Annotated in this window: 16 protein-coding genes; 9 read left to right on the forward strand and 7 right to left on the reverse strand. The window is 62.6% G+C overall.

What is annotated here, in order from left to right:
- Positions 1 to 34: 34 nt before the first annotated feature.
- The gene (locus tag EB231_RS22005; protein WP_172350678.1) at positions 35 to 2,977 is read left to right on the forward strand and encodes an Rne/Rng family ribonuclease; all 2,943 of its coding nucleotides are present in this window, start codon (positions 35 to 37) and stop codon (positions 2,975 to 2,977) included.
- A 135-nt stretch (positions 2,978 to 3,112) separates the two neighbouring features.
- Here the strand turns inward: EB231_RS22005 and EB231_RS22010 are convergent, their stop codons facing one another.
- Together EB231_RS22010 and EB231_RS22015 are read right to left on the reverse strand one after the other, a co-directional pair.
- Positions 3,113 to 4,060, reverse strand: coding sequence for a glutaminase (locus tag EB231_RS22010; RefSeq protein WP_172350679.1), 948 nt, complete (start codon positions 4,058 to 4,060; stop codon positions 3,113 to 3,115).
- A gap of 4 nt (positions 4,061 to 4,064) precedes the next feature.
- A complete protein-coding gene (locus EB231_RS22015) occupies positions 4,065 to 5,213 on the reverse strand; it encodes a pyridoxal phosphate-dependent aminotransferase (protein ID WP_172350680.1) in 1,149 nt (382 codons plus the stop codon).
- A gap of 147 nt (positions 5,214 to 5,360) precedes the next feature.
- Here EB231_RS22015 and EB231_RS22020 point away from each other — a divergent pair, with 147 nt between their 5' ends.
- From EB231_RS22020 to aat, 6 genes are all read left to right on the forward strand, one after another.
- Positions 5,361 to 6,752: a tetratricopeptide repeat protein gene (locus EB231_RS22020; protein WP_172350681.1), complete on the forward strand. Its 1,392-nt coding sequence runs from the start codon at positions 5,361 to 5,363 to the stop codon at positions 6,750 to 6,752.
- A 64-nt stretch (positions 6,753 to 6,816) separates the two neighbouring features.
- The gene (locus tag EB231_RS22025; protein WP_172350682.1) at positions 6,817 to 7,638 is read left to right on the forward strand and encodes a DsbA family protein; all 822 of its coding nucleotides are present in this window, start codon (positions 6,817 to 6,819) and stop codon (positions 7,636 to 7,638) included.
- A gap of 145 nt (positions 7,639 to 7,783) precedes the next feature.
- A complete protein-coding gene (gene aroQ / locus EB231_RS22030) occupies positions 7,784 to 8,218 on the forward strand; it encodes a type II 3-dehydroquinate dehydratase (protein WP_056566522.1) in 435 nt (144 codons plus the stop codon).
- Positions 8,219 to 8,244: 26 nt separating this feature from the next.
- Positions 8,245 to 8,706, forward strand: a complete 462-nt coding sequence (gene accB, locus EB231_RS22035) for an acetyl-CoA carboxylase biotin carboxyl carrier protein (RefSeq protein ID WP_172350683.1) — start codon at positions 8,245 to 8,247, stop codon at positions 8,704 to 8,706.
- Positions 8,707 to 8,716: 10 nt separating this feature from the next.
- Complete coding sequence (gene accC / locus EB231_RS22040) at positions 8,717 to 10,060, forward strand: acetyl-CoA carboxylase biotin carboxylase subunit (protein ID WP_172350684.1); 1,344 nt, start codon at positions 8,717 to 8,719, stop codon at positions 10,058 to 10,060.
- Between the two features lie 12 nt (positions 10,061 to 10,072).
- Positions 10,073 to 10,690, forward strand: coding sequence for a leucyl/phenylalanyl-tRNA--protein transferase (gene aat / locus EB231_RS22045; protein ID WP_172350685.1), 618 nt, complete (start codon positions 10,073 to 10,075; stop codon positions 10,688 to 10,690).
- Positions 10,691 to 10,701: 11 nt separating this feature from the next.
- Here the strand turns inward: aat and EB231_RS22050 are convergent, their stop codons facing one another.
- The 3 genes from EB231_RS22050 to EB231_RS22060 all read right to left on the reverse strand — a co-directional run bounded on the left by EB231_RS22050 (position 10,702) and on the right by EB231_RS22060 (position 12,279).
- Positions 10,702 to 11,085, reverse strand: coding sequence for a hypothetical protein (locus tag EB231_RS22050; RefSeq protein WP_172350686.1), 384 nt, complete (start codon positions 11,083 to 11,085; stop codon positions 10,702 to 10,704).
- A 75-nt stretch (positions 11,086 to 11,160) separates the two neighbouring features.
- Complete coding sequence (locus tag EB231_RS22055) at positions 11,161 to 11,739, reverse strand: DUF2155 domain-containing protein (protein WP_172350687.1); 579 nt, start codon at positions 11,737 to 11,739, stop codon at positions 11,161 to 11,163.
- A 141-nt stretch (positions 11,740 to 11,880) separates the two neighbouring features.
- Positions 11,881 to 12,279, reverse strand: coding sequence for an NADH:ubiquinone oxidoreductase subunit NDUFA12 (locus tag EB231_RS22060; RefSeq protein ID WP_172350688.1), 399 nt, complete (start codon positions 12,277 to 12,279; stop codon positions 11,881 to 11,883).
- Positions 12,280 to 12,506: 227 nt separating this feature from the next.
- Between EB231_RS22060 and panB the strand changes: the two genes are divergently transcribed.
- Together panB and panC are read left to right on the forward strand one after the other, a co-directional pair.
- Positions 12,507 to 13,355, forward strand: a complete 849-nt coding sequence (gene panB, locus EB231_RS22065) for a 3-methyl-2-oxobutanoate hydroxymethyltransferase (protein WP_172350689.1) — start codon at positions 12,507 to 12,509, stop codon at positions 13,353 to 13,355.
- On the forward strand, positions 13,352 to 14,203 hold the full coding sequence (gene panC, locus EB231_RS22070; RefSeq protein ID WP_172350690.1) for a pantoate--beta-alanine ligase: 852 nt from the start codon (positions 13,352 to 13,354) through the stop codon (positions 14,201 to 14,203). The genes panB and panC overlap by 4 nt, the downstream gene beginning before the upstream one ends.
- A gap of 40 nt (positions 14,204 to 14,243) precedes the next feature.
- On the opposite strand, the gene EB231_RS22075 is transcribed toward panC, so the two are convergent.
- Both EB231_RS22075 and EB231_RS22080 read right to left on the reverse strand, forming a co-directional pair.
- Positions 14,244 to 14,588 (reverse strand): VanZ family protein, encoded by a 345-nt coding sequence (locus EB231_RS22075; protein ID WP_172350691.1) that lies wholly within the window; start codon positions 14,586 to 14,588, stop codon positions 14,244 to 14,246.
- Positions 14,589 to 14,984: 396 nt separating this feature from the next.
- A complete protein-coding gene (locus EB231_RS22080) occupies positions 14,985 to 15,476 on the reverse strand; it encodes a GNAT family N-acetyltransferase (RefSeq protein WP_172350692.1) in 492 nt (163 codons plus the stop codon).
- Between the last annotated feature and the right edge of the window lie 3 nt (positions 15,477 to 15,479).

The raw sequence follows: 15,479 nt of genomic DNA on the forward strand, positions 1-15,479 counted from the left end.
CTGCGGCTGACGGCTGCCGGGAGGAAACGAAATAATGCCCAACAAAATGCTGATAGACGCCTCCCACCCGGAGGAAACACGAGTTGTCGTCGTACGCGGTAACCGTATCGAAGAATTCGACTTTGAATCCCAGGACAAGAAGCAGCTCAAAGGAAACATCTACCTCGCCCGCGTAACGCGCGTCGAACCCTCCCTTCAGGCAGCCTTTGTCGAATATGGCGGCAACCGTCACGGTTTTCTCGCCTTCAGTGAAATACACCCCGACTACTACCAGATCCCGGTCGCCGACCGTCAGGCCCTGCTGCGCGCCGAAGCGCAGGAGGCCGAGGACGAAGAGGATGAGGACGGCGACGGCGATGATCGCCAGAGCCGCGATCGCGGCCGGCGCGGACGCCGGCGCGGCGGTAAGAGCCGCGACCGCGGTGAGCACAAGCGCGATGCGGGCGAAGCAGGCGAAGGCTCCGGCGAGGCAGGTGAAGGCAACGACAATGGCGACATCGTTGTCGAGGAGATCTCCCACACCTCCGAGATCATCGAACACGCAGCCGATACATCAGAACATTCAGATAGCTCGGAGCACGCTGATGCATCCGGCCATGATGAAAGTTCCGCCGAGCAGGACGAAACCGAAACCCGCGAGGGTGGCCCGACGTCGATCGCCGCCGCGGTCGAAGGCGATGTGGTTTCCGAACCCGTCTCGCGGACGGAACAGGGCACCGAAGCAACGTCCGGCGACAATGATCGCGGCATGCTGGAGGAAGTACAGTCCTCGCATCCCGATGACCACGAGATCGAATCGGTCGGCGCCGAGGATGCGCTGGAAGAAGTGCGCAACCGCCGCAAGCCGGTGCGCCGCCAGTACAAGATCCAGGAAGTGATCAAGCGCCGGCAGATCCTGCTGGTGCAGGTCGTCAAGGAAGAACGCGGCAACAAGGGCGCCGCACTCACCACCTATCTGTCGCTTGCCGGCCGCTATTCGGTGCTGATGCCCAACACGGCACGCGGCGGCGGCATTTCGCGCAAGATCACCAGCGCGGTCGACCGCAAGCGCCTGAAGGAGGTCGTCGCCGATCTCGAAGTGCCGCAGGGCATGGGCGTTATCCTGCGCACCGCCGGCGAGAGCCGTACCAAGGCCGAGATCAAGCGCGACTATGAATATCTGATGCGGCTCTGGGAGAACGTGCGCAATCTCACGCTCCAGTCCACCGCCCCTGCCCTCGTCTATGAGGAAGGCAGCCTGATCAAGCGTTCGGTACGCGACCTCTACAACAAGGACATCGACGAGATCCTTGTCTCGGGCGAGGAAGGCTATCGCGAGGCCAAGGACTTCATGCGCATGCTGATGCCGAGCCACGCCAAGGTGGTTCAGCCGTTCCGCGACACGACGCCGATCTTCGTGCGCAACGGTATCGAGGCGCAGCTCGACCGCATGCTGCAGCCGCAGGTGACGCTGAAGAGCGGCGGCTACATTATCATCAACCAGACCGAGGCGCTGGTTGCCATCGACGTCAATTCGGGGCGCTCCACCAAGGAGCACTCGATCGAGGACACGGCACTCCACACCAATCTGGAAGCGGCCGAAGAGGTTGCCCGTCAGCTCAGGCTTCGCGATCTCGCCGGCCTGATCGTCATCGACTTCATCGACATGGAGGAGAACCGCAACAACCGCTCCGTCGAGAAGCGGCTGAAGGATCACCTCAAGAACGATCGTGCACGTATCCAGGTCGGCCGCATCTCGCATTTCGGCCTGATGGAGATGTCGCGCCAGCGCATCCGCGCCAGCGTGCTGGAATCCACCATGAAGCCCTGCCCGCATTGCGGCGGCACCGGCCATGTCAGGTCCGATTCGTCGGTCGCGCTGATGGTGGTGCGGGCGATCGAGGAATTCCTGCTCAAGGATTCGCGCAGCCACATCACGGTCCGCACGCCGGCCGCGACCGCGCTCTACGTGCTCAACCACAAGCGTGGCACGTTGGTGGAACTGGAAAGCCGCTTCGGCCTGACCATCACCATCGAGGCCGATGATACGGTTGGCGCGCAGCACTATGCGATCTTCCGCGGCGCCCTGGCTGAAAAGCCGGAGGGCTTTGTAGAGGTACGCAGCCTGCCGGCCTATGTCGAGCCGGAAGAGCCCGAGGACGAGATTGTCGTCGTCGAGGAAGATGATGAGGCACCGGCGCAGGCCGAGCAGCCACGCCAGCAGCCGCAGCAAAACCAGCAGCCGCGGCCTGTCGGTGGCGAGGACGGCGAAGGCCGCGACCGCAAGCGCCGCAAGCGCCGCAGACGTCGCGGCGGCCGGGATCGCGATCGCGAACATGGCGCTCTTACGGATGATGGCTCATCCACCTCCGCTCCGGCCGGCGATTTCGCGGCGGACGATGACGACACCGAAACGGACGACGCCGCTCCGATCGCTGCCAGCGCCTCCGACGAGGCGGTACAGGCTTCGGATGACGGCCAAGGCAAGAAGCGTCGGCGCGGCAAGCGCGGCGGCAAGCGCAACCGTCGCGAAGACGGCGAAGGCGAGGCCGAGGCAAGTGCCGGCGAAACGGCCGAGCCTTCCGAAGCCGATTCTTCCGAAAGCGAACCTGCCTCGATCGAGCCAGTGGCTGTTGCTGCTGTGGCGGAAGAGCCGGTAGCTGCGGTAAGCGAAGAGGTGCCGAGCACCGAGAAGCCCAAGAAGCCGCGTCGCGCAACCAAGCCGAAGAAGGCAGCCGCCGAGGCCGTCGTCGAGACGGCCGTGGTCGAAGCGGCTGTGGAAAAGCCGGCCGAGGTTCCGGCGGCGGTCGCCGAGGAAACAGTGATCGCGGCAGTCACGGAAGAGCCCTCGAAGACCCGGCCGTCACGACGCAAGCCAGCGGCGATCGATGCACCGGTCGTGCCGGTGGTTTCCTCGACCGTCGCCAATGAGCCGGAAGCCAAGACCGAAGAAAAGCCGAAGCGCGCCGGCTGGTGGCAGCGGAAAGGTTTTTTCTAAACCTTTCAACTGGTTGAAGTGATTTTTTGATAAGAAAATCCCGCGCCGATCGAAAGATGGCGCGGGATTTTTCATGTCAGGTGTTCTCACAGTGCGAGAAATGGGAAACCCGTCCCACGCTTTCCTGGAACCGCGCTAAGGCGCGAAAATCGACCAGTTCATCATCCTCGCCAGCTTTTCCAGGGCGATCGAACCCAGCTTGGAATTGCCATTGGCGTTGAGGCCGGGAGACCAGACGGCAAGCGAGGCGACACCTGGCACGATGCCCAATATGCCGCCGCCGACGCCGCTTTTTCCCGGAATGCCGACACGGAAGGCGAAATCGCCGGAGCCGTCATAGTGGCCGCAGGTCAGCATCATGGCGCCGATGCGCCGCGCGCGCTCCGCCGACACCACGGAATGGCCGGTCGCCGGGTTCTTGCCGCCATTGGCAAGGAACCGGCCAGCCATCGCCAGTTGCCGGCAACTCATGGCAATGGCGCAATGGTGGAAATAGACGCCGAGCGCCAGTTCCGGTGCATGATGAAGATTGCCGAAGGATTTCATGTAGTTGGCCAGCGCGAAGTTGCGATAGCCGGTGGCGCGTTCGGACGCCGCCACCTCGCGGTCGATGATGATGGTCTCGTCGTCGGCGAGGAACTGGATGAAGCGCAGGATCTCGCCGATCGCCTCGCGCGGCTGATGGCCGGCAAGCAGGATATCGGAGATGACAATGGCGCCGGCGTTGATGAACGGATTGCGCGGAATGCCGTTCTCGTGCTCGAGCTGGACGATCGAGTTGAATGGATTGCCCGACGACTCGCGCCCAACCCGTTTCCACAGCGCATCGCCGACATTGCCGAGCGCCAGCGTCAATGTGAACACCTTCGAGATGCTCTGGATGGAAAAAGGCTGGTCGGCGTCGCCCGCCATCAGCACACGACCGTCATTGGTAACGGCGGCAATGCCGAACTTCCTTGGGTCGACCTTGCCCAATTGAGGAATGTAGGTCGCGACATCGCCGCGATCGGTGCGTTCAGCCATTTCGGCAGCGACCTCGGCCAATGCTTGATCAAGTTTGGGGGCCTGTTCGAGTTCCGGCATGGTGCTACCTCAACCAGCGTTCGATGCGCGACATCGCCTCGACCATGTCGTCGTGGCTGCCGGCATAGGAAAAACGCATCGTGCGGTGCCCCGCCTGAGTGTCGAAGTCGCGGCCAGGCGTCGCCGCCACATGCGCCTCGGCCAGCATCTTGCGCGCGAAGGCCATGCTGTCATTGGTGTGCCGGGTGACGTCGCAAAACGCATAGAAGGCACCATCCATCGGCGCGGCCAGCGGAAAGCCGAGTTCGGGCAGACGTTTCATCAAGAGCTCGCGATTCCAAGCGTAGCGGGCCTTGACCACCTCCAGTTCCTCGGTCGCCGCAAAAGCCTCGATCGCAGCGATCTGCGACAGTTCCGGCGGCGAGATGTAGAGGCTTTGGGCAATCCGCTCGACCGGCCGCACCAACTCTTCCGGCAACACCATCCAGCCGATGCGCCAGCCGGTCATGCAATAGTATTTCGAGAAGGAATTGATCACGGTCACGCTGTTGCCGAAGGCGAGTGCCGTGGTGTCGGGCGCGCCATAGGCCAATCGATGATAGATTTCGTCGGAAATGACGGCGATACCCAGTGTCTCCGCCGTATTGACAAGCGCTGACAGTTCGTCGGCCGGTATGACCGCGCCGGTCGGATTGGCCGGGCTTGCGAAAAGAACCCCCTTCAGCGGCTTCTCGCGGTGCGCTGCCTCCAGATGACCGGCATGCAGATAGGCCGCTTCGCCGAGTTCGATCTCGACCACATCGATGCCGAGCGCCGCCATGATGTTGCGATAGGCAGGGTAGCCGGGTGCCGCGATGGCTACGCGGTCGCCCGGATCGAACATCGCCAGGAAGGCGAGATTGAAGGCCGCCGACGATCCGGTGGTCACCGCGATCCGGCCGGGCTCGACCTCAAGCCGATAGTGATCCGCGTAATGCTCGGCGATCACCTTGCGCAGACCGGCCAACCCCAGCGTGTCAGTGTAGCCTATGCGCCCGTCCTGCAAGGCCTTGGCAGCCGCGGCGCGAACCCTTGCTGGCGCGGGATCGGAGGGCTGGCCGACCGCCATTGAGATCACCGGCACGCCCTGAGCCTTCAGCCTGTTCGCTTCGGCCAGAATATCCATGGCGTGGAACGGCTCGACATTGCCTCGGCGTGAGAGCGAAACGACCATTTTATCCCTATCCCGACAGTTGAGCACGCCATTCCCTTAATGCATGCGCCGCACAAATGCCCGATTGATGTGAGGATCACAAGTTGAGGAAGTTTTTCCGGTGCCGACTTTTCATCTTTCGCCCGCTCGTCTACCAGTTGACACGTCATGTTGAGCCGACCCAGATCGACTATTGCCCAGGCAGCGCGCGTTTTCGCGACGTTTTCGCTCGGCATCGCCGTTGCCGTGGCGAGTTCGGTCACCGCCTTCGCCCAGAACGTGCCTGTCATACGCGATGCCGAGATCGAGGCTCTGGTGCGCGATTACGCTCGGCCGATCTTCAAGGCTGCCGGGCTGGCGAATGACGGCATCGACATCGTTCTGGTCAACGATTCCAGCTTCAACGCCTTCGTCACCGGACGCCGGCTGTTCATCAACACAGGCGCGCTGATGACGGCTGAAACGCCGAACGAAATCATCGGCGTCATCGCGCACGAGGCCGGTCATATCGCCGGCGGCCACCAGCAGAAGCTGCGTGACCAGCTCGAACGCGCCAAGACGATGGCCATCATCGCCACCTTGCTTGGCGCGGGCGCCATGGTCGCTGGCGCGACCACCAACAGCCGCGGTCTTGCGGGCGCCGGCATGGGCGTGGCGGCTGGTGGCGGCGAGATGGCGCAACGCAGCATCCTCGCCTACCAGCGCACCGAAGAAACGACCGCCGACCGCTCGGCGATCACCTATCTCAACTCCACCGGCCAGTCCGGCATGGGCATGCTGAAGACCTTCGCCCGCTTCCAGAGCGCGCTGTCCTTGTCGGGCACGCAGGTCGATCCCTATCGGATCAGCCATCCGATGCCGCAGGAACGCATCGCCAATCTCGAAGTGCTGGTGAAGCAGAGCCCCAATGTCGACAAGGTCGATCCTCCGGCGCTGCAGCAGCGCCACGACATGATGCGCGTCAAGATCGCCGTCTATATGGACGGCCAGGCCGCGGCGGCGCGACTGATGCAAAAGATGCGGGGCAGCCTCGCCGCGCAGTATGGCGATGCCCAGTCCACCTATCTTTACGGCAACATTGCCGCGGCGCTCGTCAAGACCAACGCCTTGATCAAGGCGCAGCCCAAGAATGCCTACTTTCAGGAGTTGCGCGGCGACATACTGATGAAGGCGAACAAGCCCAAGGATGCGGCCGAAGCCTACGCCAAGGCGGTCAGCCTCGACCCGGCGCGGTCCGGCCTGCTGCCTGTCTCGCTCGGCCAGGCTCTGATGGCCGTGGGCACGCCCGACTCGCTGAAGAAGGCCGTCGTCCAGATCAACAATGGTCTGGGGCGAGACAAGGAAAATTCCGCTGGATATCGCTACCTGGCGCAGGCTTATGGCGAGTTGGGTGACATACCGGGCGCCGAGCTTGCCACGGCCGAGGGTCATTTCTATTCCGGAAACTACAAGGATGCGAAGATCTTCGCCATGCGGGCGCAGCGGCAGATGAAGCGTGGCGAGCCGCGCTGGATCCGTGCGCAGGACATCATAAACTACAAATCGTCAGGCAAAATCTAGTGAACCTTCCGGCCACGCGCTGCGACACAGCCGGACCGGGAAACAGGCAAAAGGAACGAGAACGATGAAAAAGGCACTGTTGCTGGGCACCACGGGGATCGCTGTAGCCCTTGCCATGCTGGCTTTCGGTTTCGTCGCCGGCAGCCCACAGATTGCCAAGGCAGGTACGGCGCAGCCCGTCGAGACGACTCAGCCTGTCCAGACAGCGGGGGCCGATACCAAGATTGACCGCACCGAGGTCGAAGGAATCATTCGCGACTATCTTCTGAAGAACCCGGAAGTGCTGCTCGAAGTGCAGGACGCGCTGGAGGCCAAGCAGAAGGACGAGCAACGCCTTGCCGCGCTCGGCGTCATCAAGAACGCCAAGGAGCAGATCTTTAACTCCAGCTTCGACGGCATTGTCGGCAACCCGAACGGCAAAGTGACCATCGTCGAGTTCTACGACTACAATTGCGGCTTCTGCAAACGCGCCATCGAGGACATGCGGGCGCTGACCAAGGCCGATCCGGATTTGCGCTTCGTGCTAAAGGAATTCCCGATCCTCGGGCCGGACTCACAAAAGGCCAGCGTCGTTTCGATGGCTTTCCACCTGATGATGCCGGAAAAATACGGCGAGTTCCACAATGCGCTGCTCGGCGGCCAGGGACGCGCTACCGAAGCGGCCGCGATCAAGATCGCGCTTTCGCTCGGCGCCGACGAGGCGACGCTGCGCGAGAAGATGAAGGACCCGTCGATCACCGAAGCCTTCGCCAAGACCTATGATCTTGCCAACAAGCTGTCGATCACCGGAACGCCGTCCTATGTGGTCGGCAACGAGGTTGTGTTCGGGGCTCTCGGGCAGGAAGTGCTGGCGGAAAAGATCGAGGCGGCAAAGGCCGCGCTTTGATCGACCGGGAGTTTTCTTCACGGGCGCATTTCGGCCTGTTGTGGACAGTGAAAGAACGCACTTGCGCTCTTTCCGCGGGCGACTATGCCCATTATAGAGAGCCAGCGCGCCGGTTTGACACCGGCGCCGGAAAAGGTCGGCTTTTTTGAAAACGGTTTTCGTCCTGAACGGTCCCAATCTCAACGCGCTTGGCAAGCGCGAGCCGGGGATCTATGGCGGCAAGACGCTTGCCGCCATCGCCGACGACTGCAAACAAGCGGGCACGTCGCTCGGGCTCGAGATCGATTTCCGCCAGTCGAACCACGAGGGCGACCTCGTCGACTGGATCCAGGAAGCCGGCGACAAGGCCGCCGGCATCGTCATCAATCCAGGCGCCTACAGCCATACCTCGATCGCGATCCACGACGCCATCCGCTCGGTCGCGCCGCTGCCGGTCGCCGAGGTTCATCTTTCCAACATCCATGCGCGGGAATCATTCCGCCACGTCTCCATGGTCGCGCCGGTCGCCGTCGGCATGATCTGTGGCTTTGGGCCGCTCGGCTACACGCTGGCGCTACAGGCGCTGGCCGCACGCCTATGACCGGCCAACAAACAGAAGGCTCGAAAATGTCGATAAAGAAGACCGGTGTTGACCAGCAGCTGATCCGCGATCTGGCGGGCATACTGAACGACACCAACCTGACCGAGATCGAGGTCGAACTGGGTGACCTGAAGGTACGCGTGTCGCGGCAGGCACCCGCCGTCCATGCTATCGCCGCACCGCAGCCAGCCTATGCGCCGGCGGCTGGCGCCCAGCCTGCGGCGTCGGCCGCGCCGGCAGCGGTAGACGTCTCGAAGAACGCGGTGGCCTCGCCGATGGTCGGCACCGCCTATCTGGCGCCCTCGCCCGACGCCAAGCCGTTCATCGAGATCGGCCAGAAGGTCAAGGAAGGCCAGACGTTGCTGATCATCGAGGCGATGAAGACGATGAACCAGATCCCGTCGCCCCGCGCCGGCACGGTGACGGCGATCCTGTTCGAGGACGCGACGCCGGTCGAATACGGCATGCCGCTCGTCGTGATCGAGTAGAGCTGGCAGGATGTTCCAGAAGATCCTCATTGCCAATCGCGGCGAAATCGCGCTTCGGGTGCTGCGCGCCTGCAAGGAACTCGGCATCCAGACGGTGGTGGTGCATTCGACCGCCGACGCCGACGCCATGCATGTGCGGCTTGCCGACGAAAGCGTCTGCATCGGGCCGCCGCCATCGCGCGACAGCTATCTCAACATCCATCAGATCGTCGCGGCCTGCGAGATCACCGGCGCCGACGCCGTGCATCCAGGCTACGGCTTCCTGTCGGAGAACGCCAAGTTCGCCGACATATTGGCCGCGCACAACATCACCTTCATCGGCCCGTCAGGCGACCATATCCGCATCATGGGCGACAAGATCGAGGCCAAGCGCACCGCCAAGCGCCTTGGCATCCCCGTGGTGCCCGGTTCCGACGGCGCCGTCACCGATCAAAAGGAAGCCAGGCGCATTGCCGCCGAGATCGGCTATCCCGTGATCATCAAGGCCTCGGCCGGTGGCGGCGGGCGCGGCATGAAGGTTGCCCTTACCGAGGCTGACCTCGAGATTGCCTTGCAGACAGCGAGCACGGAAGCCGGCGCGGCCTTCGGCGACGATGCCGTCTATATCGAGAAATACCTGGAGAAGCCGCGCCACATCGAAGTGCAGGTGTTCGGCGACGGCTTCGGCCGCGGTGTGCATTTCGGCGAGCGCGACTGTTCGCTGCAACGCCGCCATCAAAAAGTCTGGGAAGAGGCGCCCTCGCCGGCGCTCAACGCCGAGGAGCGGTCCCGCATCGGCGGCATCTGCGCCAAGGCCATTGCCGATCTCGGCTATTCCGGCGCCGGCACGATCGAGTTCCTGTACGAGAATGGCGAGTTCTACTTCATCGAGATGAACACGCGCCTGCAGGTCGAGCATCCGGTGACGGAAGCGATCACCGGCATCGATCTCGTCCACGAGCAGATCCGCGTCGCTTCCGGCGGCGGTCTTTCGGTCAGGCAGGAAGACATTAAGTTCAATGGCCACGCCATCGAATGCCGCATCAATGCCGAGGATCCGCGCACCTTCACCCCGTCGCCCGGCACAATCACGCATTTCCACACGCCAGGCGGTCTCGGCATTCGCGTCGATTCGGGCGTCTATTCCGGCTACAAGATCCCGCCCTATTACGACAGCCTGATCGGCAAGCTGATCGTTCACGGGCGCAACCGCGTCGAGTGCATGATGCGGCTGCGGCGGGCACTGGATGAGTTCGTCGTCGACGGCATCAAGACGACTTTGCCGCTGTTTCGCGATCTCGTCGGCAACCCCGACATCGCCAATGGCGACTATGACATCCACTGGCTGGAAAAATACCTGGCCAAGGAAGAGTAGTCCGGGGACGCGATGACCCGTCCCTATGCGCCCGGCTATCGCATCCCGACCGACCTCCTGCTCAAGGCATACGCTTCGGGCGTCTTCCCGATGGCCGAAAGCGCTGGGGATCCGGAGGTTTTCTGGGTGCGGCCGGAGACGCGCGGCATCATTCCACTCGATGATTTTCACACGCCCAAAAGCCTGAAGAAGACAATCCGCAAAAACCCATTCGACATCCGTTTCGACTTCGATTTCGAAGCGACGATCGATGGCTGCGCCGAGAAGCGCGAGGAGCGGCGCTCGACCTGGATCAACGCGCCGATCCGAGAGGCCTACGTGCAGTTGCACCGCATGGGCCACTGCCATTCGGTCGAGGCCTGGCGCGAGAACCAGTTAGCCGGCGGCCTTTATGGCGTTTCGCTTGGACGGGTATTCTTCGGCGAAAGCATGTTTTCCAAACAAACGGATGCTTCGAAGATCTGCCTAGTCCACCTCGTCGAGCGCCTGAAGGCGCGCGGCTTCGCGCTGCTCGACACGCAATTCACCACCGAGCATCTGAAGCGTTTCGGCGCCGTCGACGTGCCACGCGGCAAATACGAGAAGATGCTGGCCGATGCACTGAAGGGCGAGGCGATCTTTTTTCCGTAGGAATCGAGACCCTATTTGGCCGCAACCTCGATCGGGGTCTGCGAATGGAACATCATCTTCCAGCCGTTGACGCGATGGACATAGCCGGTGCTGACCAATGCCGCATAGGGTTCGCCATTTTCCCGCGTCGCGTGCGCCTCGTAAGTCAGCATGATGATATCGCTGCCCGGCTCGATTATTCCCTTGAGGTCGATATCGAGATCACGCCAGCGGTTGGGTTTGGTCGCGGTCTTGGCGAGGTCTGCATTGTCCATCGCCCGCGCCATCTGCGGAAACGCCACCAGGCATTCCGTGTCGGCATTGGCGGCGTAGTAGGCTGCGTCCCCGGTCCAGAACCCTCTTTCGAGCTCAAGCAGCTCTTTCTTGCTGGCTGTGATCCGCTTGCTGTCCGACATCGGTGTATCCTCCGGGCGCATCGATGCGCAATCGTCCGTGATCCAACGCATGATGGGCACGACGGTTCCGGGGGATCAGTTGGTGTCGGACGTATCCGGTTCCGTGGGGGCGGACTGTTCCACATCCGAGGTGGCGGCTGGCTTGGCTGCGGCAGGTTTCGAAGCGTCGGCCTTGGTCGCGTCAGCCTTGGTGGCGTCGGGCGCAGGGACATCCGACTTCTGCTTGCATTCCTTCAGCCAGACGTCATAGACGGCATGTTCGACAGCATTGAGGCCCGGGCTTTCGGCGAACATCCAGCCGGTGAAGATACGACGGATCTTGCGGTCGAGCGTTATCTCGTCGACCTCGACGAAGGAATCGGTCTTCGGTTCCTCTGTCTGCGGCCGGGAATAGCAGACGCGCGGCGTCACCTGCAAAGCGCCGAACTGCACCGTTTCATCGATATAGACATCGAAGGTGATGATGCGGCCGGTGATCTTGTCGATGCCGGCGAACTCGGCGACCGGGTTGCTGATGCGATCCGACCCCGCAGGAGCCGCCGGCGCGGCCGCGGGCGCGGCAGGTGCGGGCGAAGCAGCAAACGCCGCGGTGCTGACGGCGAGGCCGGCGGCTAACGTCAGACCGCCCGTCGATATCAGGTTGAAAAAGCTCATATGGGGGTACCGGTGGTTCGCGCCCGGGTGATTCCGTCAATCACCAAGGCTAGTCGGCGTTTTCTGATCAGCAAGCAGCTAAACACCAATTGTGGCGATAAAGGACCGGCCAGCACCTTGCGCCGCCACAGACCGGGCCCGTTACGACCCGGGCGTCCAGGCGTCATAGTCACCCGTGACCTGCGGGCGGTGCTGGTTGGTCAGCACCGAGCCCTTCGGGCGATAGGCCGCCGGCGTGCCGGTCAGATTGGGCTGATGCGGCTTCTGCCAGTCGCGCGGCTTGTACTCGTCACCGGGCGGCGCGACGTCGACACGGTGATGGATCCAGCCGTGCCAGCCGGGCGGGATGGCAGAGGCTTCGGAATAGTTGCGATAGATGACCCAGCGGCGCGTGCGGCCTTCGGAATCGACACCGCCTTCGTAATAGACATTGCCCGCCTCGTCCTGGCCGACTCTCTTGCCGTACCGCCAGGTGTGCAGGCGTGTTCCCAGCGTCTGGCTGTTCCACCAGGTGAAAAACTGCGTCAGGAAAGTCTTCATCTCAGAACCCTCGCGCCGGCGGCGCCTGTTTCCTGCTTATGGCGTCAGGCCTTCGGGAAGGCAAGAGTTTTGCCGAGGGAGCGCGCAAATGGCGCGCCAGGGACCCGACACAAGCCTGTGATCTCAAGAGGTGGCAGGATGCACGCTTGCCAAGCCTTTCCGGTCTTTCTAAAGCTCAGCGCGCCCATACGGGTATCAATCCGGCCATGGGCCGAAGGAGGTGATGATTGGCCACGAAATTGCCGACCACCGACGTTCGGATCGACGCCGAGATGATTCGCCGCCGCAAGGGCGGCACGCCACTGGTCTGCCTCACGGCTTACACTTATCCCGTCGCTCGCCTGCTCGATCCCCATGTTGACCTGCTCCTCGTGGGCGACAGCGTCGCCATGGTCCTGCATGGTCACGAGACGACGCTGGGCGCATCGCTCGAGATGATGATCGCACATGGGCAAGCCGTGATGCGCGGCTCGGCCAGGGCCTGTGTTGTCGTCGACATGCCGGCCGGCAGCTACGAGGACTCGGCGGCGCAGGCGGTGGCCTCGGCGCGACGCATCGTTGGCGAGACCGGCTGCCAGGCGGTGAAACTCGAAGGCGGCGTCGACATGGCCTTGCAGATCGCGGCGATCGTGGCGTCCGGCATTCCGGTCATGGGCCATATCGGCCTGCTGCCGCAATCGGTGGAGAAGGATGGCGGCTACAAGATCAAGGGCCGCACCGACGAGACGATCGCGGCGTTGATGGCTGATGCGCTCGCCGTCGAAAAGGCTGGCGCCTTCTCGACGGTGATCGAAGGCACGATCGAGGCGGTCGCCGCCGACATCAGCCACCGCATCGCCATTCCAACCATCGGCATCGGCGCCAGCGGCGACTGCGATGGTCAGATCCTGGTGATCGACGACATGGTGGGACTGACCGTCGACCGTGTGCCGAAATTCGTCAAGGAATACGCCGACCTGCGCAGCTTGATCGCGCATGCCGCTGAGCGGTACGCTTCGGAGGTGCGAAATCGGACATTCCCCGGTCCTGCCCATGTTTTTTCCGGCTCAAACACCAATGGCGGAGACCGGGCATGAGCGGGCCTGATGTCGTCGATAGTGTTGGCGCACTTCGCGCCAGGATTCGCGACTGGCGGCGCGACGGCTTGCGCGTCGCCATGGTTCCAACCATGGGCGCGTTGCATGAGGGGCATCTCTCCTTGATCAGGATCGCGCGCGAAAAAGCAGAGCGCTGTGTGGTGTCGATCTTCGTCAACCCAACGCAGTTCGCACCGAGCGAGGATCTCGACAAGTACCCGCGCCAGATTGCCCGTGACCTGGATCTGCTGGCGACGGTCAAGGCCGATCTTGCCTTCACGCCGACGGTTGGCGCGATGTATCCCGCCGGCTTTGCCACCAGGATCTCGGTCGGCGGCCCATCCGCCGGGCTCGAATCGGATTTTCGCCCGACCTTTTTCGAAGGCGTCGCCACCGTGGTGGCCAAGCTCTTCCTCCAAGCAACGCCCGACTACGCGGTCTTCGGCGAAAAGGATTATCAGCAGCTTTGCGTCGTCAGGCAGCTCTGCCGCGACCTTGACCTGCCCGTCGAGATCATCGGTGCCCCAACCATACGCGACGCGCATGGCCTCGCCATGTCGTCGCGCAACGCCTATCTCGACGAGGGTGAACTGGCGGTCGCTCGCCAACTCAACGTGATTCTGCGCAAGGCGGCAGCAGCGTTGGCGGCCGGCGCGCATCGAGACGACGCAACCGGTGAAGCCGGTCGTGCCCTGATCGCCGCCGGCTTCCAGAAGATCGACTATGTCGAGGCCCGCGAAAGCCTGACGCTTGCGCCCTGGCGTCGCGACCGCACGGGACGCCTGCTCGCTGCTGCCTGGCTCGGCAGGACGCGGCTGATCGACAATGTGGAAGTTCCCACTGCCTAGACCAAAGAGACGATCGACTGCATTCGGCTTTCTGCCGCGCCTACCTCACGCCTATTCGCCCGCTGGTCCTCAGCAATAATTGCCCCACGAGGACCCCAATAATCCCAGCTGATGCTTTCACGAGTGCATCGGCAAGATGCGCGTGGCGGCCGGGATCGATGATCTGAAGCAATTCCAGTATGCCGGCAGTCGCAACCACAAAGATCAAGGTCTGATACACTCTGTTGGGGAAGCTGAGCGCCAGGGCGAAGCCCAACAGCACATAGGCCAGGGCACGCTCGATATTCGCCTGGGCCATGTGCGGCCTCATCTGGATCGGCGACAAGGTCGCGAAAATGATGATGATAAGCAGCACCAGCGCCGCGATGCGGAACAGTTTGATCATGACCCTGCATATCCGTCGTGAGCCGGCACAGCAAATGCTGGGATGACGCAGGAGCGGATTAGGAACCGATCGGCCGGCCATAGTGAAACCAATCCACAGATGCGTGGCGGCATCAATAAGTTACATGGCGACCCTAGCGTGCCATCCTACTCATTATTCTGTGGAACCTCGCACTTATTTTGGAGGCGGTCCGAGGGCCTATGTCCAGTTGGCGAATGCGATCGACCGCGCTCTGCCGCAGGTCGTCGAGGCCGTATACGATTCGGTTGCCGACGTCGGCCGCTGGCAATCGCCGCTAGACGCCATTCGGTGCGTGCCCCTCAGGCCGTCAAACGAAAACGGGGCGCATGCCGCGCCGCTCGCGAGAAGGTGATCTGGAGCGCCAGCAGATGGCGGTCAGCCGGCAAGCGGCCTGCGATAGACCAGTGTCGGTTCGCCAGAGGCACCCGTGTGCTCGCCGGCATCGCCGGATCGCACGAAGCCGTTCGCTTCGTAGAAGGCGATGGCACGCCTGTTCTGTTCTTCCACTTCCAGACGGATGGCGCGAGCCTCGGGGAAACTCTCGATGATCTCGTCGAGCAACATGCCGCCGATGCCCCTGCCCTGCAGGCCCGGAAGCACGTAGAGCTGTTTCAGGACAACCGTTTTGCCGCCGTCGATGCTTTCGGCAAAAGCCACGCCGCCAATGCGCTTCCCGTCATCAGCAACAAGGAAGTCGCTGTTCGGCTTGATCAGCCGCGCCCTCAGTGAGGCGATCGAATGCCATTCGTCGGTGATCTCGGTGACCTTGGCGGCGCCGTAGATGGCGTCATAGGTCGCATGCCAGGTTTCGACCAGCACTGCCCGAATTGCATCAAGGTCGCGCTCGCCTGCGGTGCGGACGAACATGGC

The sequence above is a fragment of the Mesorhizobium sp. NZP2298 genome, assembly GCF_013170825.1.
Classification (GTDB): Bacteria; Pseudomonadota; Alphaproteobacteria; order Rhizobiales; family Rhizobiaceae; genus Mesorhizobium.